This is a genomic window from Psychrosphaera sp. F3M07 (assembly GCF_018860345.1).
GTDB classification, from domain to species: Bacteria; Pseudomonadota; Gammaproteobacteria; order Enterobacterales; family Alteromonadaceae; genus Psychrosphaera; species Psychrosphaera aquimarina.
In genome coordinates this window covers 1-26062 of record NZ_JAHKPJ010000028.1, presented here as the reverse complement: position 1 = coordinate 26062, position 26062 = coordinate 1, and the positions used below count along the sequence as shown (strand labels likewise).

The window sequence follows — 26062 nt, the reverse complement described above, 5'->3', positions numbered from 1 at the left end:
TTAAACCTATTTAAAGGGACGTGTTCTGGTTAAAAGTATCACTGTCATAAAGGAAAACTAAAATGGATAGGTTGGGAAAAATTGGTTGTTTCATAATATTGCTTTGCTGCGGTTCTAATGTATTGGCTTCTACATTAGGTGTTGAACATTTGGAAAATCAGAACTTTCAAAGTGAGTTAATTCAAAACAGAGCTGAATATAAATACTACTTTGACTTAGCTTATAAGCGTTATCCTATATTGCCTGATGGTATATTGGAGAGTTTGGCTTATACCGCAAGTCGTTGGCAGCATCGAATACCTTCTGATTCTATTATTCATGATATGCGTCCTCAATCCATTGGTCTTTTTGGTTTGTACAACACAAATAACTTTGGATTTGTAAATACTCTATCTCAAGTAGCCAAACATAGCGGAGTAGATGAGCAACGTCTTATCGATAATGTTGAAGAACATATTTTTGCTACGGCTTCTTTTTTAGCTCACAAATTACATTCTTCAAAAAGTATTGGTAAAGGACTGGCTAGTACTCGCAAAGTGTTAGAACACATGTCGGGGATAAGCGCTTCAACTCAAATTAATAACTATGCCCGAGAAAGTTATGCTTATGACGCTTTATTAATCGCCAATAACGGTATTCTAAAAGATGGCATTATGATCAAAGCACAAGCTATTGATTGGTCACTTGCTTTTAATAAAAAAGAATTACAGCAGTTGCAAGCGCCACATATGATTTTAGATGCCAGTAAAAAGAGTATTAGAGTTAAGCAGTCAGAAGATTTTATTGAAGAATCAATTAAACAAGAACAAGAACCAGAGAATCAATCGTTTAATAAATCTAGCAAAACATCAGATAATAAGTATCAAACTAGCTCTGTAGTTGTCGATTATGAAGGTGCAATTTGGAAAGAAAGTCCAAACAAAAGTTCTCGTAGTGGTAGTCAAATAAGTCATATCGTAATTCACACGACCCAAGGTTCGTATTCAGGTTCAATTAATTGGTTAATTAATCCAGCCTCACAAGTGTCAGCACATTACATAATCCGAAGCTCTGATGGGCAAGTTACGCAAATGGTCAGAGAAAATGATAAAGCATGGCACGCAAGGACAGCGAATCCATATAGTATTGGTATTGAACATGAAGGTTGGGTTGATAATGCCAGTTGGTATACCGAGGCTATGTATCAATCTTCGGCTGATCTTTCGTTCGATTTATGTAGTCGAAAAAACATTGATTGTTCCAAGGCTTATCAAGAGCAAGCACACCATAATGTTGTTACTTTGGAGTACGAAATATCGGTAAAAGGGCATCAACATTATCCAGATCAAACTCACACAGATCCTGGTATAAATTGGGATTGGCAGGGATATTATGCGAGAGTAAACCCAGATGAAGGAGACCTCCCCCCTAACGTTGCACCTGAAGCTAAATTTACCTATTCATGTATTGAGCTAAAATGTCGGTTTGATGCGAGAGCCTCAACCGATAGTGATGGTTCAATTGTCGATTATCAGTGGGTTTTTACTGGGAGCTCAAGCACTTCAGGTAACCAAGTATGGCATGAGTTTTCGGATTCAGGTGATTATGAAGTGACCCTTACCGTTATCGATAATGATGCCGCCAAGGATTCTATAATACAGCAAGCTACAATCATAAAGAAAAGTAGTGGAGGCTCAATGAATTTACTTTTAGTTTACTTAGTTGCACTTAGTTTTATAAGGAGAAAGGTTAATAATATCTCATCTATATAATTTACGTTCTGATTTAATATCTTAATAATAAAATAGCCGTAAATTTACTTTTTAAGCATGGCTCTTAAATTTGCTATATTAGTTTTGTTTTTTTCTTTTCGTTGCGCTTCTGGTACCGCTTGTCCGCTTTTCTCCCATCTAAGATCTTTTTGATCAAGTTCTTCAATAAATCGAGATGGTTCACTCATGACGGTTTCACCGTATTGTCTTCTTTCTTTGGTGTAAGTTAATACCAACTCTTTTTGTGCTCGAGTGATACCTACATAAGCAAGGCGTCGTTCTTCTTCAATGTTGTTTTCGTCAATGCTTGATTGATGTGGTAGAAAGCCTTCTTCCATACCAACCATAAATACGTAAGGAAATTCTAAACCTTTGGACGCATGCATTGTCATTAATTGAACTTGGTTGTTACCTTCATCTTCGTCTTCATTACGTTCCATCATGTCACGTAATGTCAGTTTGTTTACAACTTCCGCTAATGTTAACGGCTCGTGTTCACTGTCGCCTTGCAACATTTGAGTAACCCACTTGTATAACTCACTGACGTTTTTCATTCTCATTTCGGCGGCTTTAGGACTAGAACTTGTTTCGAATAACCAATCTTCGTAGTGAATGCCTTTTAGTAATTCTTTTACCGCATCTAACGGTTCACTACGTAATACTTGATCGCTTATTTCAACAATCCAACGCGTGAAATATTGCATGGCCGATTTAGCTTGTCCGGTAACCATACCAATAAATGCACTATCAAATGCAGCTTCAAATAAACTAATGTGTTTGTCATTCGCTAAATGACCAAGTTTTTCTAATGTTGTCGGTCCGATTTGTCGGCGGGGAGTATTTACAATACGTAAAAAGGCGTTGTCGTCATCTTGGTTAACAACAAGACGTAAATACGCCATAATATCTTTAATTTCAGAGCGAGAAAAAAATGACGTACCACCACTGATTTTATAAGGGATCCTATTGGTGGTTAACAGTTTTTCAAATATACGACTTTGATGATTGCCCCGGTATAAAATCGCGTAATCACCATAGTGGGTTTTATTGGTAAATCGGTGACCGATAATTTCAGCGATTACACGTTCAGCTTCATTGTCTTCATTTTTAGTTTGAATGACGCGTATTGGATTACCATATTCCATGTTGGTTTTTAATTTTTTATCAAACACGTGTGGATTTTTATCAATCAATACATTAGCTGCATGCAATACACAGCCTACAGAACGATAATTTTGTTCTAGTTTAATCAGATTAAGATTAGGAAAGTCCTTACTTAATAAAACTAAGTTCTGTGGTTTAGCGCCACGCCAAGAATAAATGGATTGGTCGTCGTCACCAACAACAGTAAATTGCGCACGTTTACCCACCAACATCTTAACCAATTCATATTGGCTAGTATTGGTATCTTGATATTCATCCACTAATAGATAGTGGATTTTGTCTTGCCAACGCTCAATAACTTCAGGGTAGTTTCTGAATAATAACGTGGGTATTAATATCAAATCGTCAAAATCAAGGGCATTGTAGGCACGCATTTGTGATTGATATCTTTGGTATAATTCAGCAAGAAGTGCGGTTTCTGGGTCGGTGGCTTGGCTGATGGCAGCTTGTGGCAACATTAATTCATTTTTCCAACTAGATATCTTATTTATCAGTTGGTAAATGCTTTCTTTATCTTCGCCTAGTTCCGTTTCGGTTAGTTCTTTTAATAACGCAAAACAATCTTGATCATCGAATAACGAAAAGTTTGATTTATAACCAAGGATCTTAATTTCCTTTTTTATGATATCTAAACCTAAGGTGTGAAAAGTAGAGATTTTTAGTCCTTTCACCTTATCTTTATCAATTGATTGTTTTACCCGCTCTTTCATTTCTCGTGCCGCTTTATTGGTGAAAGTCACGGCTGCGATTTTATTGGCAGGAACATTACAATTTTCAATCAGGTGCCCAATCTTATTGATAATAACTCTGGTTTTGCCTGAACCGGCTCCAGCTAGTACTAAACATGGACCGTCAACGTATGTTACGGCTAATTCTTGTTCTGGATTTAATTTCACGTGGCACCCTTTTGATTAGGGGCGGGATATTAACAAATATGGGTGACAATAAAAAATAACTTTAAATCAACACAAGTGAATTTTTTACTATAAAATTCTAAGATTCAGACTTATCAACAATCACATCAGTAAAACGTTGGTTTATTCAAAGGAAATTCATGTACAAGTCGTTGATAACTATTGCAACAATACTGGGGCTAACAAGTACGTCGGCATTGGCATATGATCATTTTTTTCAAACTGGCAGGTCACTGGGATATGGCAGTGCCGGTACTAGTTCTGCTCATTGGTCAGCAGCGGGAAGTTATAACCCTGCCTTAATTGGCACTGCGGCGGGAACATCAAATGATTTTTTCTTAGTTTTTAATATTCGTGGTCAAGCCGTTGATCAAGATAACACAGTTAAAACGTTAGATGACTTTGTGCAAGAGACTGAACAATTCGATGAGTTCTCTAATGAAGATTTGTTAGAAGGCGATATTAATTTATTACAAAACAACATTAATACCGTTAATGCTATTGCTGATGCGGTGGATAAGTTAAATGGAATTGGTGCCAATATAGACTTAGGTGGCAACGCTGGGATAGGCATGGCTTTTGACCGTTTTGCCGTTTCATTTCAATTAAATTCTCAGTTTAGCTTTGGTGGTACAGCAATAGTTGACCCAGCGGACACTAACTTAATTCGACGTTTTAGTCATTTGGGGCAATTTTTGTTAGATGATGTTCGCCCATTATTTGATGATAAAAATAGATTAGAAGGCGACTTAACACTTGCTGCTGCTGAATTAGAAGAGTTTAAACAATTAGTTGAAACTGACCCTGATAGCGTATCACAAGCTGACCTTGATGCCGCTCAAGCTACTGCGACTAATGCGCAAGGCGCATATGATGAGGCATTGTTATTAGTCGACCAAGCCAAGTCTACTGAAGAAAAATTATACCAAGAATATGGTGATATTTTCGATTTTGATACCAACAGTGTGCAGTTCGATAGTGATGATTTAAAGTCTAATGCACGCTTTGCTGCCATCGGTTGGTTTGAAGCTAGTATGACAATTGGCAGTAATTGGAAATATAAAAGTGGTCGAACACTAAGTGTCGGCACCACATTAAAATCAGTTCATTTAGAGTTTTATGATTATCAAGCGTCAGCGACGGCTTTTGACGAAGATAAGATAGATGGTGATGATTACCGAAATTCTAAAGACTTTTTTACTGCAGATTTAGGTATGATTTTAAGCTTAGATAGAGCGAACAGATGGCGTGTTGGTATTAGTGTTAAAAATATTATGGGCACTGAAATAGAAAGTAATCCGGTGCGTTTGGATGAAGAGCAAGCATCTTTATTTTTTAAAGTTGAACCCCAATTCAGATTAGGGACGAGTTATAACGCAACTTGGTTTAGAGTTTCTGCTGATATAGATGTCACTGAGTCTAAAGGACCACAATTCGCTGATGGCTCTGAGTTTTTTCAGGGTTCCCAATTTGCAAGTGTAGGCGCGGTCATTAATGCATGGGATGTTGTTGAGTTAAGAGTGGGTTATCGCCATAACTTAATTAGAGCCAGTGACGTCTTAGGATCTAATTCATCCTCAAATAACGCAGATACCCTCACATTAGGTGCTGGACTTTATTTAGGCCCAGTTCAATTTGATTTAGGTTTGCAAGCGGCAAAAGATAGAGTTGGTGCTGGTTTTCAAACTATGATCGCATGGTAATTGTGTAATATAATTCAAAATTTATAATAATCGTATTTGTAGCTAACAAAAGGAAATAGATAAATGATCAATGCTAAAAAAATAGAACAGTTGGCCGAACAAATAACCAATGTTATTCCGCCAAGTGTAAAAAACATGGCCGACAATATTGAAGATAAAGTGAAAGCGGTGTTACAAGCTAAATTAACTCAACTGGATGTTGTTAGCCGAGAAGAATTTGATGTGCAAACCCAAGTGTTAGCTAGAACTCGTGCTAAGTTAGATCAACTTGAACAAGTGGTTGAAGAGCTAAAAAACAAGTAAGTGTTATTGCAGGTAAATAGTGCTGTTGTGATGAGTAATCAGTGTTTATTGGTTGTAAGCGTTATTTAGCTTCATTGCATTCTTCTATGCCTTCGGGAAAAGAAAAGTGGTTTATTTTATTCACCATTAACACTTTGTTCATCATTTCTGGCACGGAAAACACGTAATGTTTATTGTTAAATGTGTGTTTTAAAAACGTACCTAGTTGCTCAATCTCTTCATCGCTCTGGGTTAAACAGTTAATGATTAACCAACCATTCGGATTAATTAATTCAAACAGTTGCTTATATAATGTTTGGCTTTTGATTAATACTGGTGACTGATCACCTTGAAATAAATCACACATAATCCAATCAAATTTTTCTGTGTTGGCAAGCGCGGATTCAATAAAGTTAAAAGCGTTTTGTTTAATCACGGATGGGTTGTTTATGGCTGGAAAATTCTCATCAACAACCGATAATACTTCTTGATTATTTTCTATACTGGTCATCTTAATAGATGGGTAAGCATGGCTGAGATAACGCTGAATAGATAGACCACCTGCCCCTAACTCTAGAATCGAATCAGGTACTTTGTGGTGAATAATCGGTAATAACATGACAAAACAATATGATAATACAGGACGGTAAGGCAGTGTATTTTCTATGGCACTTTGAATGACGTCATCCACCACCAACCAAGTATACTTTTCGTTTTTATATATAATTATTCGACCATTTTCAGAACTATTCATATATATTATTTTAGCTTCTGTATCTGGAGATAGTGTTTGCGCTAAGTTCATGAATAGTCTTAAATGGTTGAAACAATAGTTATTTGTAACGTAAATAATAAGAAAAATATAGATAAAACATTAATGCGTTATTGTTATTGAGGGGAAAAATATGTACCAAGTGGTTGCACCACAAACAGAGCAAGAGTGGGAACACTACTATGAGATCCGCTGGCAAGTTTTAAGAGCGCCATTGCAACAACCTCGTGGCTCAGAAAAAGATGAATATGAGCAACACGCTTGGCATCGAATGGTAATAGACGAACAAGGTAATGTAGTAGGGGTCGCAAGATTACATCTGGTTAGTACCGATGAAGGTCAGATAAGATATATGGCTGTGATTGAACAGCATAGACGCAAAGGATTAGCGACGGTAATGCTTGAGTCTTTAGAGGCCATTGCGCGTCAAGAAAGTGTAAAACGAGTCATATTAAATGCCAGAACCAGCGCAACTAACTTTTACGAAAATCTAGGTTACCAAGTCACCGGTGACGCCCCTGAGATTTTTGGACAGATCCCTCATGTACAAATGTGTAAACCATTAGATGAAGTTGAAGTCATCATCCGTAACCCTCAATGGTGCTTGGATCTACAAAATATTTGGCACCAACAGATCCCAATAACTCAACTTATGGGAATACGTGTATATCAATATACGGGCACAACGTTTGAAACAAGAGCAGCGTTAAATCCTAATATGAACCTACATGGCACTATGTTCGCTGGTAGTATCTACTCTCTTGCAACATTAACGGGGTGGGGACTTGTACATTTGATGATGAAGGAGCAAAAAATCGAAGGTGATATCGTTTTAGCTGATGCCGATATTCATTATCATAAACCGGTGACTGAGCTCCCTCGTTCCATTGCAAACTTTGAAAATATAGAAGGTGACTTTTTACCATTAGAAGAAAACAAAAAGGCGCGTATAACCGTTCAAGTAGAAGTGTTAGATGATATGACGCCTGTCGCTAAATTTGTTGGTCAATATGTGGTGATGCCAAAAAAAACAGATTAGTCAATTAATAGCAATTGCAGGCTTATATTACTTAACAGCCTTTGCTAACCACTGATCTAGTTGGTTGGCAAATTGTTGTTTGTCTTTATCACCATATTTCGCCTGGCCAGAACTGTTTATTCCGCTTGAGCGCATCGTATCCATAAAGTCACGCATGTTCAGTATTTGTTTAATGTTTTGACTGGTATAAAGCTCACCTCGTGGGTTTAATGCTAAGGCGCCTTTATCAATGACTTCCGATGCAAGTGGAATGTCCGAAGTGATAACGAGATCATCTTGTTGCACACGTTTGACAATTTCATCATCTGCAACATCAAATCCGCTTGGTACTTGGATCATTTTAATGAACCTAGAAGGTGGAATATTGATATATTGATTGGCGACCAATATTAACTGCGTTTGCGTGCGCTCAGCCGCTTTAAATAAAATCTCTTTTGCTGGTAATGGGCAAGCGTCTGCATCTATCCAAATTGTCATAGTTATAGTCATTCATCTTTGATCATGTCGGTCAGTATTAATTTTGTTTTATTTTTAATGATTTATCTATCTCTTTATCAAATAAAAAATGAGAAAGATGATAAGCATGGTCTATATTTTGTAGGTATTGTTAGGGCATTAAAAATAAATTCAAACGTTTGTTTTAATTTGTTCTTGATGTATAGTTTGTTAACTTTTGATCAATGAGTGAAGAAAATGAGTAAATATTCTGCCCCAGTAAATGACATGAACTTTTTATTATTTGACGTATTTAAGGCAGACCAATTTTGGCAATCAAATGCCACATTGGCAGAAAATATTGATCGTGAAACGGCGAATGCAATTTTACAAGAAAGTGCAAAAGTTACAGAGAGTGTAATTGCCCCCAATAGCCGAAATGCGGATGAAGAAGGTGTCACTTGGAATGATGGCCTTGTCACAACACCTAAAGGGTTTAAAGAGGCATATAATGTAGTTGCAGAAGGCGGTTGGGTAGGTTTAGCTGGCGACCCTGAATATGGCGGTATGGGTATGCCCAAAATGTTATCGGCTATGCATGAAGAAATGATGTGTGGCGCGGATCTTGGCTTCTCTTTATATTCAGGGCTAACTGCCGGTGCATGTGTTTCTATTAATGCCCACGCTTCGGATCAATTAAAAGAAACCTTCTTACCTAATATGTATGCAGGAACATGGGCAGGCAGCATGTGTTTAACAGAAGCACATGCTGGTACAGATCTAGGGTTAATCAAAACGAAAGCCGAAAAAAATGAAGAAGGCAGTTATAACATCACAGGCAGTAAAATATTCATCACTGGTGGTGAACATGATTTAACTGAAAATATCATTCATTTAGTATTAGCAAAATTACCTGGAGCTCCAGAAGGTTCAAGAGGGATCTCTTTATTTATTGTTCCAAAATATAACGTAAATGAGGACGGAACTTTAGGTGAACACAACGCATTAGGTTGTGGCTCAATAGAACATAAGATGGGTATACATGGTAGCTCAACTTGTGTCATGAATTTTGACGGAGCTAAAGGGTATCTAGTAGGCGAAGAAAACAAAGGTCTAGCCTGTATGTTCACAATGATGAACTATGAGCGTTTGTTTGTAGGTATTCAAGGATTAGGCGCATCAGAGCGTTCTTATCAAAATGCGCTGGAATACGCTATAGATAGAAAACAAGGTAAGGGTTCGGTAAAAACGGCGGATAAAAAGCCAGAATCTATTATTGTGCACCCAGATGTTCGAAGAATGTTATTAAACATGAAGGCATTAAATGAAGGGGCAAGGGCATTTAATACATATGTTGCTATGCAATTAGACATTGCTAAGTTCTCCGACGATTCGGAAGTTGCAAAAGCTGCATATTTAAAAGGCCAACTATTAACACCGATCGCCAAAGCATTTGTCACTGATATGGGTTTTGATTCATGTGTTGCCGGTCAACAGGTCTTTGGTGGGCACGGTTATATTCGTGAATGGGGACAAGAGCAATTAGTTAGGGATTGTCGTATTACGCAAATATACGAAGGCACTAATGGTGTTCAAGCACTTGATTTAATCGGTCGAAAAGTAGCAATGGACAATGGTAATACTGCAAATGTATTAGCTAAAGAAGTTATTCAATTTGCTAAAGATCATGAAGCGGAATTTCCAGACGAGCTTAATCAGCTTATAGCAGCGGTAGACTTATTATCAGCGGTAACTGTAGACGTATTAAAGAAAGCATCAAGTAATCCAAGTGAACTTGGTGCCGCTTCGGTTGAGTACTTACATCTATTTGGTTATGTCTTGTTTGGTTATATGTGGGCGAAAATGATGGTAGCCGCTAAAAATGTTGAAGATAAAGCTTTATCACAATCTAAAATAAAAACGGGTAAATATTATTTTGCCAGAATATTACCGAAGATAATGAGTTTGAAATTACAAATAGAGTCCGGTGCAGATATGTTGTTCACACACAATGTCGAAGATTTCTAGCAATTATAATTAACTTCATAAAAATTAGATTATTTAGCGTCAACAAAACGCCTTTAATCGCCTGATAAACGGCTACATGGATGTGGCCAGCAGGTCAATCAGGAGACAATGCCGACACCATAAGGATATGTAAGTTAGGTCAAAGCCGACAATAGTTGTCTTATTCTCTGGCGTCTAATCAAACTATAATCAATTATTAAGTTTCTTAATAAGTTCTGGGTATTGAGTTCTTCCAAGGTCTTGAGTCACGTGGTTTAACCTGAGGATCGTTATCCCGTCATACCCATCATTAAGTAGTGCATCCGTTATATTGTGCCAACCTGTTAGTGTCGAAGTGCCAGCTGACAGAGCATTTTCGCCTTTAACAGTAACCCCTTGTCTTTTTGCTTCCTTACCAACCCAAGCGACAAGTGTATTTGCCAATGAAAAAGCAGGTGCAACTGGCTGATCTGACATTTCTAAACAGGTGAAATGCAAAATAACTTGGCGTTCATTAGTTGTATATTTGGCTGCTAACGCAATAGCTGCGCGATATCCATGACCTTCAACTTGCATTTTACTCGAATTAAAGCCGGGTGAAATCACACCTGAAGCTAACTCTGCCGCTCGCATTAAAGGCAAAGGTGCTGACATTAACCAGTGTATACCTGGCACTTTATAACCTAAATCAATATGCTTAAAGGCTGTTGAGAAACCATTTGAAGCTGCGGATAACATTCGTTCACCATGTTGCATCAAAGCTTTATGATACCAATCTAATATATCTAAACCATATGTTGTATTAAGGTGTTGGCCAGTTATTACAAATTCCCCCATATTTTTTGGCAACGCGAGTTGCTTAAGTGATGAATATGAGGTTTTCCATGCTTCATTAATTTTAGTTAATTGTTGATATTTTCTAAGCATAGATTGTTGAAAGTCAATAATGGCCAAACGACCAAAAGATTGAAACGCACCACGTGTTGGATATCCAGTGTTGTTGTCGTGGCTATTATAAGAAGGGTATCTCAACTCTCCGGCGGGCCCCATACTTATGTTTAATTCATCAAAGTTTGGAGCCATACGACTAAAGTGAGATTCAAAAGCAGACATAAACTCTATGTATTGTGGGATCACAAATTTGTCCGCCCAAAGCGAAACATATTCGTTGGAGTAATTACCTTGTTCACTTTTGAACATGAGGTCATAAGCTTGGACATTTGACCCAATCGTATTAAACGCTGGAGGTGTACCTTTGTTATTAAAGTGGTGCCAAATCCATTTGGGAATAGGAATGTTGCAGACATCACCAACGTTACCTCCACATTGATGAAAAGACATTATGGGTACTATTCGTAATTTTGCTTCTAAAATAGCCATAAAAACTTTGTCGTAATAAGACCAGTCGAACAACTGATCTCCATTCTTTTCAACGGCTCCCCACCAAACGTCAACAGTGACTGCTTCGACGCCCATTTGTTTGGCGGTTTTTAGATCGTCACGAAAGTCGTGCCATTGTTCTTGAGTGTCTAACCATAAAGGACCCATAACGTTAACCGAGGCTGAAAGTGCGGTATGACTCCAAAGGACTAGTGTGGCTATTAATGTAATTGATTTGAATAACTTAATCATAACGTCCATTGAATGATGTAATTAATGCATCTAAGAGTGTCTGAAAACTTGCCTTGATGAAACAGCCATACGTATGCGTAATGCTGGAATGCATGGACTCCGATTAAAATACAATTTATACAAATAAACTGTTGCATTTATAGTCAAGATCTATAAAATGCGCTCTCCCGTCTGTACTAGTTGCAGGCATATGGGCAAACCAATAATTAAAAATGTTCTTTTCATTGGTTTGAAAGATTAGCGATATGTTAATCAGTACAGGGGTTCCGATTGGGAATCCAACTAAATAGATAAATTTACACCGCTTAGATTTCTGATGAAGAAGGCTAATGCGATGTTTTTTTATGCTCTTTCTAAAATGCTCTTTTGAGGTAAGTAATGAACAGTCAACGTATTCGTATCCGATTGAAAGCGTTCGACCATCGTTTAATCGATGTGTCAACACAAGAAATCGTAGAAACGGCTAAGCGTACAGGCGCGCAGGTTCGTGGTCCTATTCCACTGCCAACTCGTAAAGAACGCTTCACTATATTGGTTTCTCCGCATGTAAATAAAGATGCACGTGACCAATATGAAATTCGTACGCACAAGCGTTTAATCGACATTGTTGAGCCAACAGAAAAAACTGTTGATGCATTAATGCGTTTAGATCTTGCTGCTGGTGTAGATGTTCAGATCAGTCTGGGTTAATCGAGAGATTAAAGGGGTTTCAAAATGACTATAGGTCTAGTCGGACGTAAAGTAGGAATGACACGTATCTTCACTGAAGATGGTGTATCAATTCCTGTTACGGTTATTGAAGCGACACCTAACCGTGTTACTCAAATCCGTAACGAAGAAACCGATGGTTATCGCGCATTGCAAGTTACTGCTGGCACTAAAAAAGCGAACCGCGTTACTAAGGCACAAGCAGGACATTTTGCGAAAGCAGGTGTTGAAGCTGGTCGTGGTATGTGGGAATTCCGCTTAGCTGCAGGTGAAGGCGACGATATCGTAATTGGTAGCGAAATTACTGTAGAAGTATTTAATGACGCTAAATTAGTAGACGTTACTGGCACGTCAAAAGGTAAAGGTTTCCAAGGTGGTGTTAAGCGCTGGAATTTCAGCATGCAAGACGCAACTCACGGTAACTCACTTTCTCACCGCGCACCGGGTTCAATTGGTCAAAACCAAACTCCAGGTCGTGTATTTAAAGGTAAGAAAATGGCTGGCCAAATGGGTAACGTACGTACAACAACTCAGAATCTTGAAGTTGTACGTGTAGATGCAGAGCGTAACTTACTATTAGTTAAAGGCGCTGTACCTGGTTCAATTGGCGGCGACGTCATTGTTAAACCTGCTGTTAAAGCGTAATCCGGAGAATAGTGATGAAATTAGATTTTGCTGGCGCTAAGGGCGCTGTTGAAGTTTCTGAAGCTACCTTCGGTCGTGAGTTCAACGAAGCATTAGTTCACCAAGTAGTAACTGCATACGCTGCAGGCGCTCGTCAGGGTTCTAAAGCTCAAAAAACTCGCTCAGAAGTTAGCGGTGGTGGTATAAAACCATGGCGTCAAAAGGGAACAGGTCGTGCTCGTGCGGGTACTATTCGTTCTCCAATATGGCGTTCTGGTGGTGTTACATTTGCTGCAAAACCACAAGACCATTCACAAAAAGTGAATAAAAAAATGTATCGTGGTGCTATCCAAAGCATCCTATCTGAATTAGTTCGTCAAGAACGTTTCGTAGTTGTAGAAAGTTTCGAATTAGAAACGCCTAAAACTAAAGCACTAGCTGCTAAATTAAACGAAATGAGCTTGAAAGATGTACTTATCATAACTGAAGAAGTATCTGAGAACTTATTCTTATCAGCACGCAACTTATATAAAGTTGATGTACGTGACGTTGCAACAATCGACCCGGTTAGTTTAATCGCGTTTGATAAAGTTGTAGTAACTGCTGGTGCCGTGAAACAAATTGAGGAGATGCTAGCATGATAAGCGAAGAACGTTTGTTAAAAGTATTAGTAGCTCCACATGTTTCTGAAAAGAGCACATTGGCAAATGAAGCTAACAACACGTTAGTATTCAAAGTTGCTGTAGACGCTACAAAAGCAGAAATTAAAGCTGCTGTTGAAAAACTTTTCGAAGTTGAAGTTACGAAAGTAAATTCACTTAATGTGAAAGGTAAAGCGAAACGTACTGGTGCACGCATGGGTCGTCGTAAGAATTGGAAAAAAGCTTACGTGACACTTGCTGAAGGTGCTTCTCTTGATCTTGAAGACGGCGCAGCCGAGTAATAGGAGACTAAAAAATGGCTTTAGTAAAATGTAAACCAACTTCTCCTGGTCGCCGTCACGTAACGAAAGTAGTTAATGCTGAGTTACATAAAGGCGCACCATACGCTCCTCTTTTAGAGAAAAAATCTAAATCAGGTGGTCGTAACAATAACGGTCGTATTACTGTTCGTCACATTGGTGGCGGTCATAAACAACATTACCGTGTTGTAGACTTTAAGCGTAATAAAGACGGAATTCCTGCGAAAGTAGAACGTCTTGAGTATGATCCAAATCGTAGTGCAAACATTGCATTAGTTCTTTATGCAGACGGTGAACGTAAGTACATCATCGCGCCTAAAGGTCTAAAAGCAGGTGATCCAGTAATGTCTGGTATCGATGCCCCGATTAAACCTGGTAATGCTATGCCTATGCGTAACATGCCTGTAGGTAGCACAGTACATAACGTTGAGTTGAAACCTGGTAAAGGTGCACAGCTTGCTCGTTCTGCAGGTGCTTACGTACAAATCTTAGCATTTGATGGTCAATATGTAACAGTACGTCTTCGCTCTGGCGAAATGCGTAAAGTTCTTGCTGATTGTCGTGCGACGTTAGGTGAAGTTGGTAACGCTGAACATATGCTTCGCAAGCTTGGTAAAGCTGGTGCAAGCCGTTGGCGCGGTGTACGTCCTACTGTCCGTGGTGTTGTAATGAACCCGGTAGATCACCCACATGGTGGTGGTGAAGGTCGTACTTCTGGTGGTCGTCACCCGGTTACTCCTTGGGGTAAACCGACTAAAGGTGCTAAGACTCGTAAGAATAAGTCAACGGACAAGTTTATTGTTCGTCGTCGTAATAAATAATTAGTGAGGTAATACCATGCCACGTTCTCTCAAGAAAGGTCCTTTTATAGACCTACACTTGCTGAAGAAGGTTGAAGCAGCCTTGGAAAGCGGGAACAAGAAACCAATTAAAACTTGGTCTCGTCGCTCAATGATCATTCCTGATATGATTGGATTGACCATCGCTGTCCATAATGGTCGTCAACACGTTCCAGTATATGTTTCTGACGAAATGGTTGGACACAAGTTAGGTGAATTTTCACCAACTCGTACGTACCGCGGTCACGCGGCTGACAAGAAAGCTAAGAAGAAGTAGGAGTAGAAAATGGAAGCTTTAGCTAAACATCGTTTTGCCCGTACTTCTCCACAGAAGGCTCGCTTGGTAGCTGACCAGATTCGTGGTCTACCAGTGGACAAAGCGTTAGAAGTATTGACATACAGCAACAAGAAAGCAGCTGTGTTAGTGAAGAAAGTTTTAGAATCTGCAATCGCCAATGCTGAGCATAACGACGGTGCAGATATCGATGAACTTAGTGTTGCGAAAATCTTTGTGGACGCAGGTCCTACAATGAAACGCATCAAGACTCGTGCAAAAGGCCGTGCTGATCGCGTACTTAAGCGCTCTTCACACATAACTGTTGTAGTAGCGGATTAGGAGATTAACTAATGGGTCAAAAAGTACATCCTACGGGTATTCGCCTAGGTATCACTAAACCATGGGTTTCTACCTGGTACGCGAATACTAAAGAATATGCGAGTCACTTAAATGGCGATATAAAAGTCCGCCAATTTTTGACTAAAGAATTAAAGAACGCTTCAGTATCAAAGATTACGATTGAACGTCCTGCTAAATCTATCAAAGTAACAATACACACGGCTCGTCCAGGTGTTGTTATTGGTAAGAAAGGCGCAGACGTTGAAAAACTTCGTAATGTTGTTGCTAAATTGACAGGTGTACCTGCTCAAATCAACATCGCAGAAGTTCGTAAGCCTGAGTTAGATGCACAGCTAGTAGCTGACAGCATTTCTAGCCAGCTAGAACGTCGTGTTATGTTCCGTCGTGCTATGAAGCGCGCGGTACAAAACGCTATGCGTATTGGTGCGAAGGGTATCAAAGTTGAAGTTAGTGGTCGTTTGGGCGGAGCAGAAATTGCACGTTCAGAATGGTATCGTGAAGGCCGTGTACCTCTACACACTTTACGTGCTGATATCGACTATGCTACTTCTGAAGCATTAACTACTTACGGCATCATCGGTGTGAAAGTATGGATCTTTAAAGGTGAAGTACTAGGTGGTTTCGGTTCTGTTCAAGTTGAAGAGCCAAAGCAACCAAAGCCAGCGAAGAAGCGTCGTAGCCAGAAAGCTAAGTAGGGAGTAGACTATGTTACAACCAAAACGTACAAAATTCCGTAAGCAGCATAAAGGCCGCAACCGTGGATTAGCACAAAACGGTAACAAAGTTAGCTTTGGTACTTTCGGTCTTAAGGCTACTGGCCGTGGCCGTATGACTGCTCGTCAAATCGAAGCAGCTCGTCGTGCTATGACTCGTGCAGTAAAGCGTCAAGGTCAAATTTGGATCCGCGTTTTCCCTGACAAACCAATTACGGCAAAACCGTTAGAAGTTCGTCAAGGTAAAGGTAAAGGTAATGTAGAATATTGGGTTGCTGAAATTCAACCTGGTAAAGTACTTTACGAGATGGATGGTGTTAGTGAAGAACTAGCACGTGATGCATTTAAACTTGCAGCACGTAAATTACCATTCAAAACCACTTTTGTAACTAGAACGGTGATGTAATGAAAGCTAGCGAACTTAAAGATAAATCTGTAGAAGAGCTAAATGCTGAACTACTAAGTTTGTTACGTGAGCAATTCAATTTGCGCATGCAACATGCTTCGGGTCAACTAGCTCAATCACATTTACTGAAAATAGTACGTCGCAACATTGCACGTGTTAAAACAGTAATTGCACAAACTAAGGCAGGTGCGTAATGAGCGAAATCCGTACATTACAAGGCCGCGTAGTTAGCGACAAAATGGACAAGTCTATTGTTGTTGCTATCGAACGTAAGGTAAAACACCCTATTTACGGTAAATTCGTTAAGCGTACAACTAAGTTGCACGCACATGACGAAACTAACCAATGTGGAACTGGCGACACGGTAACAATCCGTGAATGTCGTCCACTATCTAAGAATAAATCTTGGACGTTAGTAGACGTAATAGAAAAAGCAAAAGCTCTTTAATCTGATTAAAGAACTTTTGTAATGAAAACCGGAGCTTAGCTCCGGTTTTTTTATACAAATACAGAGTAATAATGAATCTGTATTTTAACCCTTACTTCGCGACCAGTCGGTCAATAGTATGGTTTTAAATCGTAATTGAACAAATCTTAAACAAATTCAAAACTTAGGTTGAATTCGTTAGGAGGTTCAGTTACACTTGCGCGCCCTTTTTGAGGGTAACCTTGTAAAGGTTTGGAACGTAGCTTTGTCCGAAAGGGCAGTAGAAGTAAATTTAATAGTGGAGCACTAAACATGATCCAAATGCAAACTACGCTTGATGTGGCTGACAACAGCGGTGCACGTCGCGTACAGTGTATTAAGGTTCTAGGTGGCTCTCACCGACGTTATGCCCGTGTAGGCGACATCATTAAAGTTACTGTTAAGGAAGCAATTCCTCGCGGTAAAGTTAAAAAAGGTGATGTTCTTAACGCGGTGGTAGTTCGCACTAAAGCAGCCGTACGTCGTCCAGATGGTCAATCCATCCGTTTCGACAGCAATGCAGCTGTTATATTGAACGCCAACTTGCAGCCAATTGGTACTCGTATTTTTGGACCTGTTACACGTGAATTACGTAACGACAAGTTCATGAAAATCGTGTCCTTGGCACCTGAAGTAATTTAAGGAGCTAAACATGGCAAGCAAAATTCGTCGTGATGATGAAGTCATCGTAATTGCCGGCAAAGATAAAGGTAAAACTGCTAAAGTTTTAAAAGTTATCGCTGGTACTGAACGAGTAATCGTTGAAGGGATCAACTTGATCAAGAAACACACTAAGCCTGTACCACAACTACAGCAGCCTGGTGGAATTATTGAGAAAGAAGCGTCAATCAACGTATCAAATGTTGCGATTGTTAACCCAGAAACTGGGAAAGCAGATCGTGTAGGTTTTAAATTTGAAGATGGGAAAAAAGTTCGTTTCTTCAAATCTAATGGTAAAACTATCTAATCTTGGAGTATACGATGGCGAAACTGCATGATACTTATAGAGACAGCGTAGTGCCTGAATTGATGAAACAGTTCGGCTACACATCTGTCATGCAAGTCCCTCGACTTGAGAAAATTACCCTGAACATGGGTCTGGGTGAAGCCCTAGCTGACAAGAAAGTTTTAGAAGCAGCAACTTCTGACATGCAATCTATTGCTGGTCAAAAGCCTGTTGTAACTAAAGCTCGTAAATCAGTTGCTGGTTTCAAAATCCGTGAAGGATACCCGATCGGTGCCAAGGTAACTCTACGCGGTGAGCGTATGTGGGACTTTTTAGAGCGTCTAATTACAATAGCACTTCCTCGTGTTCGTGACTTTCGTGGTTTAAACCCGAAATCATTTGATGGTCGTGGTAACTATAGTATGGGCGTACGCGAGCAAATTATCTTTCCTGAAATTGATTATGATAAAGTAGATAAGATACGTGGTTTAGATATCACTATTACTACTTCAGCAAAATCAAATGAGGAAGGTCACGCTTTGTTAGCTGCTTTCAACTTCCCATTTAAAGGATAAGGTGTAGAGTTATGGCTAAACAATCAATGAAAGCACGTGATGTAAAACGTGCCAAATTAGTTGCTAAATTCGCTGCTAAACGTGCCGACTTAAAGGCTACTATCAATGACGTTAACACGTCTGATGAAGACCGTTGGGCAGCAGTGCTTAAACTTCAAGAGCTTCCTCGTGATTCAAGTCCTTCACGTCAACGTAATCGTTGTAACGTGACCGGTCGTCCTCATGGCTTTTTACGTAAGTTCGGCTTAAGCCGTATTAAACTTCGTGAAGCAGCTATGCGTGGTGAAGTTCCAGGCCTTAAAAAGGCTTCTTGGTAAGAATCTGGGAGTATTGAAAGATGAGCATGCAAGATCCTATCGCGGATATGTTCACCCGCGTTCGTAACGGCCAAATGTCTAACAAGGTTGCCGTTACTATGCCTTCATCAAAGTTGAAAACAGCGTTAGCTGAACTTTTGAAGAGCGAAGGTTTTATTGCTGATTACGAAGTTTCTGGTGATGTAAAGCGTGAGCTAAACGTTACTTTGAAATACTTTGAAGGTAATCCAGTAATAGAAACAATTAAACGCGTTAGCCGCCCTGGTCTTCGTATATATAAGAAGACTGGTGATCTACCTAAAGTAATGGGTGGACTTGGCGTAGCTATCGTATCAACATCGAAAGGTTTGATGACTGACCGTGCTGCTCGTAAAGCGGGCATCGGCGGAGAAATCATCGGCTACGTAGCTTAATAGGAGAGTCATAATGTCTCGTGTAGCAAAAGCACCTATTAATGTTCCTGCCGGTGTAGAAATCGCCGTTAATGGTCAGGACGTACAAGTTAAAGGTAAAGTAGGCGAGTTAGCTATTAGTGTTAACCCTGCTGTTGAAGTGGTTGTTGTTGACAACGTAGTTACCACTGTTCCACGCGAAGGTTTTTCTGACGCATGGGCACAGGCGGGCACTGCTCGAGCTAATATTAACAACATGGTTGTTGGTGTTAGTGCTGGTTTTGAAAAGAAACTTATTTTAAACGGTGTTGGTTATCGTGCAGCCTTAAAAGGCAACGTACTTAACTTATCACTTGGTTTCTCTCACCCAGTTGATTTCGAAGTGCCAGCAGGCGTAACTATCGAAGTACCTACCCAGACAGAAATCTTGGTTAAGGGTGCTAGCAAACATCTAATTGGTCAAACTGCAGCGAATATTCGCGCTTATCGTGAGCCAGAGCCTTATAAAGGCAAGGGTATCCGATACAGTGATGAAATCATTCGTCGCAAAGAGGCTAAGAAAAAGTAGGGTAAGACGATGGATAAGAAAACAGCTCGTTTACGTCGTGCCAAACGCACTCGCAGAACGTTTATTGAAAACGGTGTTACTCGTTTAGTAATGCACCGTACGCCACGCCACGCTTATGCTCAGGTAATTTCTCCTGAAGGTAAAGTGTTAGCGGCGGCGTCTACTGTAGAAAAAGATATCCGCTCAGCGGTTTCTTCTACAGGTAACGTTGAAGCTGCGGCTGCTGTTGGTAAAGCAATTGCAGAACGTGCGGTTAAAAATGGCGTTGAGAAAGTGTCATTTGACCGTAGCGGTTTTAAATATCACGGCCGTGTGAAAGCGTTAGCAGACGCTGCTCGCGAAGCCGGTCTTCAGTTCTAGGAGTAGCTCATGTCTAATGTAGATACAAAACAAACAGAATTCGAAGAAAAGCTTATCGCGGTTAACCGTGTATCAAAAGTAGTTAAGGGTGGTCGTATATTCTCGTTCACTGCTTTAACTGTTGTTGGTGACAAAAACGGCCGTGTAGGTTTTGGTTATGGTAAAGCGCGTGAAGTTCCAGCTGCTATTCAAAAAGCAATGGAAAAAGCGCGTCGTAACATGGTAAATGTAGAGTTAACTAATGGTACATTGCAACACCCAATTAAGGGTCGTCACTCTGGATCTAAAGTTTACATGCAACCAGCTTCTGAAGGTACAGGTATCATCGCCGGTGGCGCAATGCGTGCCGTCCTTGAAGTAGCAGGTGTACATAACGTACTTTCAAAATGTTACGGTTCTACTAACCCAATCAACGTAGTTCGCGCTACAGTAGATGCTCTTGCTGGAATGAAATCTCCTGCACAAGTAGCTGCTAAACGTGGTCTTAACGTTGGCGAAATCTTGGGGTAATAAACCATGGCTAAGAAAACGATTAAAGTAACACAAATACGTAGCTCTATCGGTCGTTTACCGAAGCATAAAGCTACATTACGTGGCTTGGGCTTACGCCGTATCAACCACACAGTAGAGTTGGAAGACACTGCTTGTGTACGTGGTATGGTAAACCAAGTTCAATACATGATTAAAGTGGAGGGGTAATCGATGCGTTTGAATACTCTATCTCCAGCTCCAGGTGCTAAAACAGATAAGAAACGCGTAGGTCGCGGTATCGGTTCTGGTTTAGGTAAAACTGGTGGTCGTGGACACAAAGGTCAGAAATCTCGTACTGGCGGAAGTGTAAGACCTGGTTTTGAAGGCGGTCAAATGCCTTTACAACGTCGTCTACCGAAATTCGGTTTCACTTCTCGTAAATCGTTGGTTACTGATGAAGTAACATTGTCTGAAATCGCTAAAGTTGAGGGTGACGTAGTTAGCCTTGAGTCGCTAAAAGCGGCAGGTTTAGTGAAGAAAGACGTACTTTTCGTAAAAGTTGTAATGTCTGGTGTTGTCTCTCGTGCTGTAACTGTAGCTGGTCTACGTGTTACTAAAGGTGCGTTAGAAGCTATCGTTGCAGCTGGCGGAAAAGTAGAATAAGGATAAGTACATTATGGCTAAACCAGGATTAGACCTACAAAGCGGACAAACCGGCTTTGCCGAGTTGAAACAACGCTTATGGTTTGTATTGATTGCAATCGTTGTATTTCGATTGGGTTCATTTGTTCCAATTCCTGGGATTGACGCCGCAGTACTAGCTGATTTATTCGAGCAGCAAAAGGGTACCATCGTAGAAATGTTCAATATGTTCTCCGGTGGTGCGCTTGAGCGTGCTTCAGTATTAGCGTTAGGTATCATGCCGTATATAACTGCCTCTATTATTATGCAGTTGTTAACGGTAATGCACCCTTCTTTAGCTGAGCTAAAGAAAGAGGGTGAGTCTGGTCGTAAGAAAATCAGTCAGTACACGCGCTATTTTACGCTGGTGCTAGCGACATTCCAGTCGTTTGGTATTGCTACCAGTTTACCAACTATGATGCCGGGACTAGTAATTAATGCTGGGCCAGGTTTTTATTTTACTGCTGTTGTAAGTTTAGTAACTGGAACCATGTTTTTAATGTGGTTAGGCGAACAAATTACAGAACGTGGTATTGGTAACGGTATTTCAATATTGATCTTTACTGGTATCGTTGCAGGGTTACCTTCAGCAATAGGACAAACAGCAGAACAAGCTCGTCAGGGCGAAATTCATTTGTTAGTTCTAATGTTGATTGCAGTTATTGTTTTTGCAGTTACATACTTTGTTGTATTTGTTGAACGTGGACAACGTCGTATCGTCGTTAACTACGCTAAACGCCAACAAGGCCGCCAAGTGTTTCAAGCACAAAGCTCACATTTACCGCTTAAGGTAAATATGGCTGGCGTAATACCACCAATTTTTGCTGGTAGTATTATCATGTTTCCAAGTACAATAGCGGCTTGGTTCGGTACAGGTGAAGGTGCTGTTGCAGATTTCTTGCAGCAAATGTCTTTAACTCTATCTCCAGGGCAACCCCTATATGTAATGTTGTATGCGGCTGCTATAATATTCTTCTGTTTTTTCTATACGGCGTTGGTTTTCAACCCGAGAGAAACAGCTGATAACTTAAAGCGCTCAGGTGCATTTATTCCGGGTATCAGACCTGGTGAACAAACGTCGAGATACGTAGATAAAGTAATGACACGTTTGACACTAGCTGGTGCTATGTACATCACATTTGTTTGTCTTGTACCAGAATTTATGATGATAGCTTGGAACGTCCAATTTTATTTTGGTGGCACATCGTTGTTAATCATCGTTGTTGTTGTCATGGATTTTATGGCTCAGGTTCAAACGTTATTGATGTCTCATCAATATGAATCTGTTCTTAAAAAGGCAAACCTAGCAGGAAACGCTTTAGATAAAGCTAACCTGAAAGGTTATAGCCGCTAAAATTGCGGAGTATAAGCAATGAAAGTACGTGCTTCCGTTAAGAAGATTTGTCGTAACTGTAAAGTAATTAAGCGTTCAGGTGTTGTTCGCGTAATTTGTACAGACCCTAAGCATAAACAGCGTCAGGGTTAATACGACATAAACTTGATGGGCGAGAATATTTCTCGCCCTTATTTACAATCGGTCAGAGGTCGAGTATCCTAACGGGCTTTTCGACTGACCCATAACTATAGGAGATGTGTTAGTGGCCCGTATCGCTGGCATTAACATTTCCGATCGTAAACATTCTGTAATCGCACTTACAGCGATTTACGGCATCGGTAAAACACGCTCACAAGCTATTTGTGCAGCAACCGGTATCGCAGAAGATACGAAAATCGGAACTTTATCTGAAGAAGATTTGGATAAATTACGTGAAGAAGTAGGCAAGTACACTGTAGAAGGTGATCTTCGCCGTGAAGTAACATTGAATATTAAGCGTTTAATGGATCTAGGTTGTTTCCGTGGCATACGTCACCGTCGCAGTCTTCCTCTACGCGGTCAGCGCACTAAAACTAATGCGCGTACCCGTAAAGGTCCACGTAAACCTATTTCAAAATAAGGCGGAGGTAGCAAGAAATGGCAAAAGCTCCAACTCGTTCACGTAAAAAGGTAAAAAAGCAGGTTGCTGATGGTATGGCTCATATCCATGCGTCTTTCAACAACACAATCGTTACATTAACCGACCGTCAAGGCAATGCATTGTCTTGGGCTACGGCAGGTGGTTCAGGTTTCCGTGGTTCACGTAAATCAACACCATTCGCTGCACAGGTAGCGGCTGAACGCGCAGGCGAAGCAGCAAAAGAGTACGGTTTGAAGAATATTGAAGTTTTCGTCAAGGGCCCTGGTCCTGGTCGTGAATCTGCAATCCGCGCATTAAATGGCGTTGGTTTCAAGATCACTAACATTACTGACGTGACACCTATTCCTCATAACGGTTGTCGTCCGCCTAAAAAACGTCGTGTATAACGACTGTTAGTGGAGAAAGAACATGGCTAGATATTTGGGTCCAAAGCTAAAGCTTAGTCGTCGCGAAGGAACAGATTTGTTTCTTAAGAGTGGCGTACGTGCTATAGAATCTAAATGTAAAATCGATACTGCACCAGGTCAACACGGAGCTCGTAAGCCTCGTTTGTCTGATTATGGTTTGCAGCTTCGTGAAAAACAAAAAGTACGTCGTATTTACGGTATTTTAGAAAAACAATTCCGTAACTATTATAAACAAGCGGCTCGTATTAAAGGTAATACTGGTGAAAACCTGTTGCAACTTTTAGAAAGCCGTTTAGATAACGTTGTTTATCGCATGGGTTATGCAACTACTCGTGCAGAAGCTCGTCAACTAGTTAGCCACAAAGCAATTGTTGTTAACGGTAGCGTAGTGAACGTTCCTTCCTACAAAGTGTCTGCAGAAGATGTTGTTGCTATTCGTGAAAAATCGAAGAAGCAAGGACGTATTGTTGCAGCTCTTGAGTTAGCTGAACAACGTGAAAAACCTACTTGGATTGAAGTAGATAATAAAGCTATGTCTGGTGTTTATAAATCAAACCCAGAACGTACTGATTTATCTGCAGAGATTAACGAACAGTTAATTGTTGAACTTTACTCTAAGTAAAGTTGAAACATAAGAGGATATATAATGCAGGGGTCTGTAACTGAATTCCTTAAGCCAAGGCTTGTAGATATAGAACAGGTGAGTCCAACTCGCGCTAAAGTAACACTAGAGCCACTAGAACGTGGGTTTGGTCATACTTTAGGTAATGCGTTGCGCAGAATTTTGTTGTCTTCTATGCCTGGTTGTGCAGTGACCGAAGTAGAAATCGACGGTGTTCAGCACGAATACAGTGCAAAAGAAGGCGTACAGGAAGATGTGATTGAAATATTGTTAAACCTTAAAGGTTTAGCAGTTAGCGTAGAAGGGAAAGACGAAGTAACTTTGACTTTAACTAAGTCAGGTAACGGCCCTGTTACAGCTGGTGATTTTCAGCACGATGGTGATGTAGAAATTATCAACCCTGAACACGTTATTTGTAATTTAACGAGCGCAAGTTCTGAAATTTCAATGCGTGTTACAGTGCAGCGTGGCCGTGGCTATGTTCCTGCATCTGCGCGTGTGTCCTCTGACGATGAGGATCGTCCAATCGGTCGTCTTTTACTCGATGCTTCATTCAGCCCTGTTGAGCGTATAGCTTATAATGTTGAAAGTGCTCGTGTAGAACAACGTACTGATTTAGACAAATTGATCATTGATATGGAAACGAACGGCACATTGGATCCTGAAGAGGCTATCCGTCGTTCATCTACTATTTTAGCAGAGCAATTAGAAGCGTTCGTAGATTTACGTGATGTTACTGAAGTGCAGCAAGAAGAAGAGAAACCAGAATTTGATCCAATTCTATTACGTCCTGTGGACGATCTAGAGTTGACTGTTCGTTCAGCTAACTGTTTGAAAGCTGAACAAGTACAATACATCGGCGATTTGGTTCAAAGAACCGAGGTTGAGTTACTTAAAACTCCTAACCTTGGTAAAAAGTCTCTAACAGAAATAAAAGACGTGTTAGCGTCTCGCGGGTTGTCACTAGGCATGCGTCTAGAAAATTGGCCGCCAGCTAGTCTGTTAGAAAATGACTAAACCGAATTACGGTTAAACGAATTAGTTAGAAGGAAAAGCTCATGCGCCATCGTAAGAGTGGTCGTCAATTAAACCGCAACAGCAGTCATCGTCAAGCGATGTTCCGTAATATGGCGGGTTCTTTGGTGAAGCATGAAATCATCAAAACAACTTTGCCAAAAGCTAAAGAATTACGTCGTGTTGTTGAACCATTGATCACAATGGCTAAACAAGACAGCGTAGCTAACCGCCGCTTAGCGTTTGCTCGTACGAGAGACGCTGAAGTAGTTGGTAAGTTATTTAGTGAATTAGGTCAACGTTACAATGAACGCCCAGGTGGATACACACGTATCATTAAGTGCGGCTACCGTACTGGTGATAAAGCACCAATGGCCTACATTGAACTGGTTGAAAGACCAGAACTTGATGCAGATGCTGAAGTAGTTGAAGCTACTGAAGAATAAAGAAAAGCCGGGTTTACCCGGCTTTTTTCTTTTTTACGATTAAAATCTTTATAACAATACATCTTCTTTTATATATCTCCTCCTATATACATACATAACTTCTATTCAGCGCATAGCTAGTAAAGTTTATAACTAAGCTGTTTATTTGTTATAACCGTTCAATATTTCATCAAAAAGTACCTTTAAAGCATTAATTTACCTAGTTTTGCATGTTATTTGACCAAACAAACAAAA

Annotated in this window: 37 protein-coding genes; 33 read left to right on the top strand and 4 right to left on the bottom strand. The window is 40.1% G+C overall.

Translation table 11 applies throughout. The annotated features are described in order from the left end of the window. The first annotated feature begins 62 nt into the window (after positions 1-62). Positions 63-1751: an N-acetylmuramoyl-L-alanine amidase gene (locus tag KO505_RS16370; protein WP_216056541.1), complete on the top strand. Its 1689-nt coding sequence runs from the start codon at positions 63-65 to the stop codon at positions 1749-1751. A gap of 44 nt (positions 1752-1795) precedes the next feature. On the opposite strand, the gene rep is transcribed toward KO505_RS16370, so the two are convergent. After that, a complete protein-coding gene (gene rep / locus KO505_RS16365) occupies positions 1796-3811 on the bottom strand; it encodes a DNA helicase Rep (RefSeq protein WP_216056540.1) in 2016 nt (671 codons plus the stop codon). Positions 3812-3969: 158 nt separating this feature from the next. On the opposite strand from rep, the gene traF reads away from it, so the two are divergent. Together traF and KO505_RS16355 are read left to right on the top strand one after the other, a co-directional pair. Further along, the gene (traF, locus tag KO505_RS16360) at positions 3970-5532 is read left to right on the top strand and encodes a conjugal transfer protein TraF (RefSeq protein WP_216056539.1); all 1563 of its coding nucleotides are present in this window, start codon (positions 3970-3972) and stop codon (positions 5530-5532) included. Positions 5533-5595: 63 nt separating this feature from the next. After that, a complete protein-coding gene (locus KO505_RS16355) occupies positions 5596-5835 on the top strand; it encodes an accessory factor UbiK family protein (protein WP_216056538.1) in 240 nt (79 codons plus the stop codon). Between the two features lie 61 nt (positions 5836-5896). Here the strand turns inward: KO505_RS16355 and KO505_RS16350 are convergent, their stop codons facing one another. After that, positions 5897-6619, bottom strand: coding sequence for a spermidine synthase (locus tag KO505_RS16350; protein ID WP_216056537.1), 723 nt, complete (start codon positions 6617-6619; stop codon positions 5897-5899). Positions 6620-6719: 100 nt separating this feature from the next. On the opposite strand from KO505_RS16350, the gene KO505_RS16345 reads away from it, so the two are divergent. Further along, entirely contained in the window at positions 6720-7625 is a 906-nt protein-coding gene (locus KO505_RS16345) for a bifunctional GNAT family N-acetyltransferase/hotdog fold thioesterase (protein WP_216056536.1), read from the top strand. A 27-nt stretch (positions 7626-7652) separates the two neighbouring features. Here the strand turns inward: KO505_RS16345 and KO505_RS16340 are convergent, their stop codons facing one another. After that, the gene (locus tag KO505_RS16340; protein ID WP_216056535.1) at positions 7653-8102 is read right to left on the bottom strand and encodes a YaiI/YqxD family protein; all 450 of its coding nucleotides are present in this window, start codon (positions 8100-8102) and stop codon (positions 7653-7655) included. Between the two features lie 216 nt (positions 8103-8318). Here KO505_RS16340 and KO505_RS16335 point away from each other — a divergent pair, with 216 nt between their 5' ends. Next, positions 8319-10088: an acyl-CoA dehydrogenase C-terminal domain-containing protein gene (locus tag KO505_RS16335; protein ID WP_216056534.1), complete on the top strand. Its 1770-nt coding sequence runs from the start codon at positions 8319-8321 to the stop codon at positions 10086-10088. Positions 10089-10277: 189 nt separating this feature from the next. Here the strand turns inward: KO505_RS16335 and KO505_RS16330 are convergent, their stop codons facing one another. Next, positions 10278-11699 carry a family 14 glycosylhydrolase gene (locus KO505_RS16330; RefSeq protein WP_216056533.1) on the bottom strand — a complete coding sequence of 474 codons (1422 nt, stop codon included), beginning with the start codon at positions 11697-11699 and terminating at the stop codon, positions 10278-10280. Between the two features lie 378 nt (positions 11700-12077). Between KO505_RS16330 and rpsJ the strand changes: the two genes are divergently transcribed. From rpsJ to rplQ, 28 genes are all read left to right on the top strand, one after another. Beyond that, the gene (rpsJ, locus tag KO505_RS16325; protein ID WP_216056532.1) at positions 12078-12389 is read left to right on the top strand and encodes a 30S ribosomal protein S10; all 312 of its coding nucleotides are present in this window, start codon (positions 12078-12080) and stop codon (positions 12387-12389) included. Between the two features lie 24 nt (positions 12390-12413). Continuing rightward, a complete protein-coding gene (gene rplC, locus KO505_RS16320; protein ID WP_216056531.1) occupies positions 12414-13052 on the top strand; it encodes a 50S ribosomal protein L3 in 639 nt (212 codons plus the stop codon). A gap of 14 nt (positions 13053-13066) precedes the next feature. Then, on the top strand, positions 13067-13672 hold the full coding sequence (rplD, locus tag KO505_RS16315) for a 50S ribosomal protein L4 (protein ID WP_216056530.1): 606 nt from the start codon (positions 13067-13069) through the stop codon (positions 13670-13672). After that, the gene (gene rplW, locus KO505_RS16310; RefSeq protein WP_105051490.1) at positions 13669-13974 is read left to right on the top strand and encodes a 50S ribosomal protein L23; all 306 of its coding nucleotides are present in this window, start codon (positions 13669-13671) and stop codon (positions 13972-13974) included. Before rplD ends, rplW begins: the two co-directional genes overlap by 4 nt. A 14-nt stretch (positions 13975-13988) precedes the next feature. Next, entirely contained in the window at positions 13989-14813 is an 825-nt protein-coding gene (rplB, locus tag KO505_RS16305) for a 50S ribosomal protein L2 (RefSeq protein WP_216056529.1), read from the top strand. A gap of 16 nt (positions 14814-14829) precedes the next feature. Next, on the top strand, positions 14830-15108 hold the full coding sequence (rpsS, locus tag KO505_RS16300; protein WP_105051492.1) for a 30S ribosomal protein S19: 279 nt from the start codon (positions 14830-14832) through the stop codon (positions 15106-15108). 9 nt (positions 15109-15117) lie between these two features. Then, positions 15118-15447: a 50S ribosomal protein L22 gene (rplV, locus tag KO505_RS16295; protein WP_216056528.1), complete on the top strand. Its 330-nt coding sequence runs from the start codon at positions 15118-15120 to the stop codon at positions 15445-15447. Between the two features lie 11 nt (positions 15448-15458). Next, complete coding sequence (rpsC, locus tag KO505_RS16290; RefSeq protein WP_216056527.1) at positions 15459-16163, top strand: 30S ribosomal protein S3; 705 nt, start codon at positions 15459-15461, stop codon at positions 16161-16163. Positions 16164-16173: 10 nt separating this feature from the next. Continuing rightward, the gene (gene rplP, locus KO505_RS16285; protein WP_216056526.1) at positions 16174-16587 is read left to right on the top strand and encodes a 50S ribosomal protein L16; all 414 of its coding nucleotides are present in this window, start codon (positions 16174-16176) and stop codon (positions 16585-16587) included. Continuing rightward, positions 16587-16781 (top strand): 50S ribosomal protein L29, encoded by a 195-nt coding sequence (rpmC, locus tag KO505_RS16280; protein WP_216056525.1) that lies wholly within the window; start codon positions 16587-16589, stop codon positions 16779-16781. Before rplP ends, rpmC begins: the two co-directional genes overlap by 1 nt. Further along, positions 16781-17035 (top strand): 30S ribosomal protein S17, encoded by a 255-nt coding sequence (gene rpsQ, locus KO505_RS16275; protein ID WP_216056524.1) that lies wholly within the window; start codon positions 16781-16783, stop codon positions 17033-17035. The genes rpmC and rpsQ overlap by 1 nt, the downstream gene beginning before the upstream one ends. A gap of 291 nt (positions 17036-17326) precedes the next feature. Continuing rightward, positions 17327-17695 carry a 50S ribosomal protein L14 gene (rplN, locus tag KO505_RS16270; protein ID WP_216056523.1) on the top strand — a complete coding sequence of 123 codons (369 nt, stop codon included), beginning with the start codon at positions 17327-17329 and terminating at the stop codon, positions 17693-17695. A 10-nt stretch (positions 17696-17705) separates the two neighbouring features. Continuing rightward, positions 17706-18020, top strand: coding sequence for a 50S ribosomal protein L24 (gene rplX, locus KO505_RS16265; RefSeq protein ID WP_216056522.1), 315 nt, complete (start codon positions 17706-17708; stop codon positions 18018-18020). Between the two features lie 14 nt (positions 18021-18034). Then, entirely contained in the window at positions 18035-18574 is a 540-nt protein-coding gene (gene rplE, locus KO505_RS16260) for a 50S ribosomal protein L5 (protein WP_216056521.1), read from the top strand. An 11-nt stretch (positions 18575-18585) separates the two neighbouring features. After that, positions 18586-18891, top strand: coding sequence for a 30S ribosomal protein S14 (gene rpsN, locus KO505_RS16255; protein WP_216056520.1), 306 nt, complete (start codon positions 18586-18588; stop codon positions 18889-18891). A gap of 20 nt (positions 18892-18911) precedes the next feature. Beyond that, entirely contained in the window at positions 18912-19304 is a 393-nt protein-coding gene (gene rpsH / locus KO505_RS16250; protein ID WP_216056519.1) for a 30S ribosomal protein S8, read from the top strand. A gap of 13 nt (positions 19305-19317) precedes the next feature. Then, positions 19318-19851: a 50S ribosomal protein L6 gene (gene rplF / locus KO505_RS16245; protein WP_216056518.1), complete on the top strand. Its 534-nt coding sequence runs from the start codon at positions 19318-19320 to the stop codon at positions 19849-19851. Between the two features lie 9 nt (positions 19852-19860). Next, on the top strand, positions 19861-20211 hold the full coding sequence (rplR, locus tag KO505_RS16240; protein WP_216056517.1) for a 50S ribosomal protein L18: 351 nt from the start codon (positions 19861-19863) through the stop codon (positions 20209-20211). A 9-nt stretch (positions 20212-20220) separates the two neighbouring features. After that, positions 20221-20721, top strand: a complete 501-nt coding sequence (rpsE, locus tag KO505_RS16235; protein WP_105051505.1) for a 30S ribosomal protein S5 — start codon at positions 20221-20223, stop codon at positions 20719-20721. 6 nt (positions 20722-20727) lie between these two features. Next, the gene (rpmD, locus tag KO505_RS16230) at positions 20728-20910 is read left to right on the top strand and encodes a 50S ribosomal protein L30 (RefSeq protein ID WP_216056516.1); all 183 of its coding nucleotides are present in this window, start codon (positions 20728-20730) and stop codon (positions 20908-20910) included. A 3-nt stretch (positions 20911-20913) separates the two neighbouring features. Next, on the top strand, positions 20914-21345 hold the full coding sequence (gene rplO / locus KO505_RS16225; RefSeq protein WP_216056515.1) for a 50S ribosomal protein L15: 432 nt from the start codon (positions 20914-20916) through the stop codon (positions 21343-21345). Positions 21346-21358: 13 nt separating this feature from the next. After that, positions 21359-22717, top strand: a complete 1359-nt coding sequence (gene secY / locus KO505_RS16220; protein WP_216056514.1) for a preprotein translocase subunit SecY — start codon at positions 21359-21361, stop codon at positions 22715-22717. 18 nt (positions 22718-22735) lie between these two features. Continuing rightward, positions 22736-22849: a 50S ribosomal protein L36 gene (gene rpmJ, locus KO505_RS16215; RefSeq protein ID WP_105051509.1), complete on the top strand. Its 114-nt coding sequence runs from the start codon at positions 22736-22738 to the stop codon at positions 22847-22849. A 112-nt stretch (positions 22850-22961) separates the two neighbouring features. After that, the gene (gene rpsM, locus KO505_RS16210) at positions 22962-23318 is read left to right on the top strand and encodes a 30S ribosomal protein S13 (RefSeq protein ID WP_216056513.1); all 357 of its coding nucleotides are present in this window, start codon (positions 22962-22964) and stop codon (positions 23316-23318) included. Positions 23319-23335: 17 nt separating this feature from the next. Further along, positions 23336-23725 (top strand): 30S ribosomal protein S11, encoded by a 390-nt coding sequence (rpsK, locus tag KO505_RS16205; RefSeq protein ID WP_105051511.1) that lies wholly within the window; start codon positions 23336-23338, stop codon positions 23723-23725. Positions 23726-23747: 22 nt separating this feature from the next. Next, complete coding sequence (rpsD, locus tag KO505_RS16200) at positions 23748-24368, top strand: 30S ribosomal protein S4 (RefSeq protein WP_216056512.1); 621 nt, start codon at positions 23748-23750, stop codon at positions 24366-24368. A gap of 24 nt (positions 24369-24392) precedes the next feature. Next, positions 24393-25385 carry a DNA-directed RNA polymerase subunit alpha gene (gene rpoA, locus KO505_RS16195; protein WP_216056511.1) on the top strand — a complete coding sequence of 331 codons (993 nt, stop codon included), beginning with the start codon at positions 24393-24395 and terminating at the stop codon, positions 25383-25385. Positions 25386-25426: 41 nt separating this feature from the next. Beyond that, entirely contained in the window at positions 25427-25828 is a 402-nt protein-coding gene (gene rplQ / locus KO505_RS16190; RefSeq protein WP_216056510.1) for a 50S ribosomal protein L17, read from the top strand. Positions 25829-26062 lie beyond the last annotated feature (234 nt).

Bases quoted from the DNA above. Each gene is read 5' to 3' on its own strand.
- KO505_RS16370 (WP_216056541.1), top strand. From the start codon at position 63: ATGGATAGGTTGGGAAAAATTGGTTGTTTCATAATATTGCTTTGCTGC.
- traF (WP_216056539.1), top strand. From the start codon at position 3,970: ATGTACAAGTCGTTGATAACTATTGCAACAATACTGGGGCTAACAAGT.
- KO505_RS16355 (WP_216056538.1), top strand. From the start codon at position 5,596: ATGATCAATGCTAAAAAAATAGAACAGTTGGCCGAACAAATAACCAAT.
- KO505_RS16350 (WP_216056537.1), bottom strand. From the start codon at position 6,619: ATGAACTTAGCGCAAACACTATCTCCAGATACAGAAGCTAAAATAATA.
- KO505_RS16345 (WP_216056536.1), top strand. From the start codon at position 6,720: ATGTACCAAGTGGTTGCACCACAAACAGAGCAAGAGTGGGAACACTAC.
- KO505_RS16340 (WP_216056535.1), bottom strand. From the start codon at position 8,102: ATGACAATTTGGATAGATGCAGACGCTTGCCCATTACCAGCAAAAGAG.
- KO505_RS16335 (WP_216056534.1), top strand. From the start codon at position 8,319: ATGAGTAAATATTCTGCCCCAGTAAATGACATGAACTTTTTATTATTT.
- KO505_RS16330 (WP_216056533.1), bottom strand. From the start codon at position 11,699: ATGATTAAGTTATTCAAATCAATTACATTAATAGCCACACTAGTCCTT.
- rpsJ (WP_216056532.1), top strand. From the start codon at position 12,078: ATGAACAGTCAACGTATTCGTATCCGATTGAAAGCGTTCGACCATCGT.
- rplC (WP_216056531.1), top strand. From the start codon at position 12,414: ATGACTATAGGTCTAGTCGGACGTAAAGTAGGAATGACACGTATCTTC.
- rplD (WP_216056530.1), top strand. From the start codon at position 13,067: ATGAAATTAGATTTTGCTGGCGCTAAGGGCGCTGTTGAAGTTTCTGAA.
- rplW (WP_105051490.1), top strand. From the start codon at position 13,669: ATGATAAGCGAAGAACGTTTGTTAAAAGTATTAGTAGCTCCACATGTT.
- rplB (WP_216056529.1), top strand. From the start codon at position 13,989: ATGGCTTTAGTAAAATGTAAACCAACTTCTCCTGGTCGCCGTCACGTA.
- rpsS (WP_105051492.1), top strand. From the start codon at position 14,830: ATGCCACGTTCTCTCAAGAAAGGTCCTTTTATAGACCTACACTTGCTG.
- rplV (WP_216056528.1), top strand. From the start codon at position 15,118: ATGGAAGCTTTAGCTAAACATCGTTTTGCCCGTACTTCTCCACAGAAG.
- rpsC (WP_216056527.1), top strand. From the start codon at position 15,459: ATGGGTCAAAAAGTACATCCTACGGGTATTCGCCTAGGTATCACTAAA.
- rplP (WP_216056526.1), top strand. From the start codon at position 16,174: ATGTTACAACCAAAACGTACAAAATTCCGTAAGCAGCATAAAGGCCGC.
- rpmC (WP_216056525.1), top strand. From the start codon at position 16,587: ATGAAAGCTAGCGAACTTAAAGATAAATCTGTAGAAGAGCTAAATGCT.
- rpsQ (WP_216056524.1), top strand. From the start codon at position 16,781: ATGAGCGAAATCCGTACATTACAAGGCCGCGTAGTTAGCGACAAAATG.
- rplN (WP_216056523.1), top strand. From the start codon at position 17,327: ATGATCCAAATGCAAACTACGCTTGATGTGGCTGACAACAGCGGTGCA.
- rplX (WP_216056522.1), top strand. From the start codon at position 17,706: ATGGCAAGCAAAATTCGTCGTGATGATGAAGTCATCGTAATTGCCGGC.
- rplE (WP_216056521.1), top strand. From the start codon at position 18,035: ATGGCGAAACTGCATGATACTTATAGAGACAGCGTAGTGCCTGAATTG.
- rpsN (WP_216056520.1), top strand. From the start codon at position 18,586: ATGGCTAAACAATCAATGAAAGCACGTGATGTAAAACGTGCCAAATTA.
- rpsH (WP_216056519.1), top strand. From the start codon at position 18,912: ATGAGCATGCAAGATCCTATCGCGGATATGTTCACCCGCGTTCGTAAC.
- rplF (WP_216056518.1), top strand. From the start codon at position 19,318: ATGTCTCGTGTAGCAAAAGCACCTATTAATGTTCCTGCCGGTGTAGAA.
- rplR (WP_216056517.1), top strand. From the start codon at position 19,861: ATGGATAAGAAAACAGCTCGTTTACGTCGTGCCAAACGCACTCGCAGA.
- rpsE (WP_105051505.1), top strand. From the start codon at position 20,221: ATGTCTAATGTAGATACAAAACAAACAGAATTCGAAGAAAAGCTTATC.
- rpmD (WP_216056516.1), top strand. From the start codon at position 20,728: ATGGCTAAGAAAACGATTAAAGTAACACAAATACGTAGCTCTATCGGT.
- rplO (WP_216056515.1), top strand. From the start codon at position 20,914: ATGCGTTTGAATACTCTATCTCCAGCTCCAGGTGCTAAAACAGATAAG.
- secY (WP_216056514.1), top strand. From the start codon at position 21,359: ATGGCTAAACCAGGATTAGACCTACAAAGCGGACAAACCGGCTTTGCC.
- rpmJ (WP_105051509.1), top strand. From the start codon at position 22,736: ATGAAAGTACGTGCTTCCGTTAAGAAGATTTGTCGTAACTGTAAAGTA.
- rpsK (WP_105051511.1), top strand. From the start codon at position 23,336: ATGGCAAAAGCTCCAACTCGTTCACGTAAAAAGGTAAAAAAGCAGGTT.
- rpsD (WP_216056512.1), top strand. From the start codon at position 23,748: ATGGCTAGATATTTGGGTCCAAAGCTAAAGCTTAGTCGTCGCGAAGGA.
- rpoA (WP_216056511.1), top strand. From the start codon at position 24,393: ATGCAGGGGTCTGTAACTGAATTCCTTAAGCCAAGGCTTGTAGATATA.
- rplQ (WP_216056510.1), top strand. From the start codon at position 25,427: ATGCGCCATCGTAAGAGTGGTCGTCAATTAAACCGCAACAGCAGTCAT.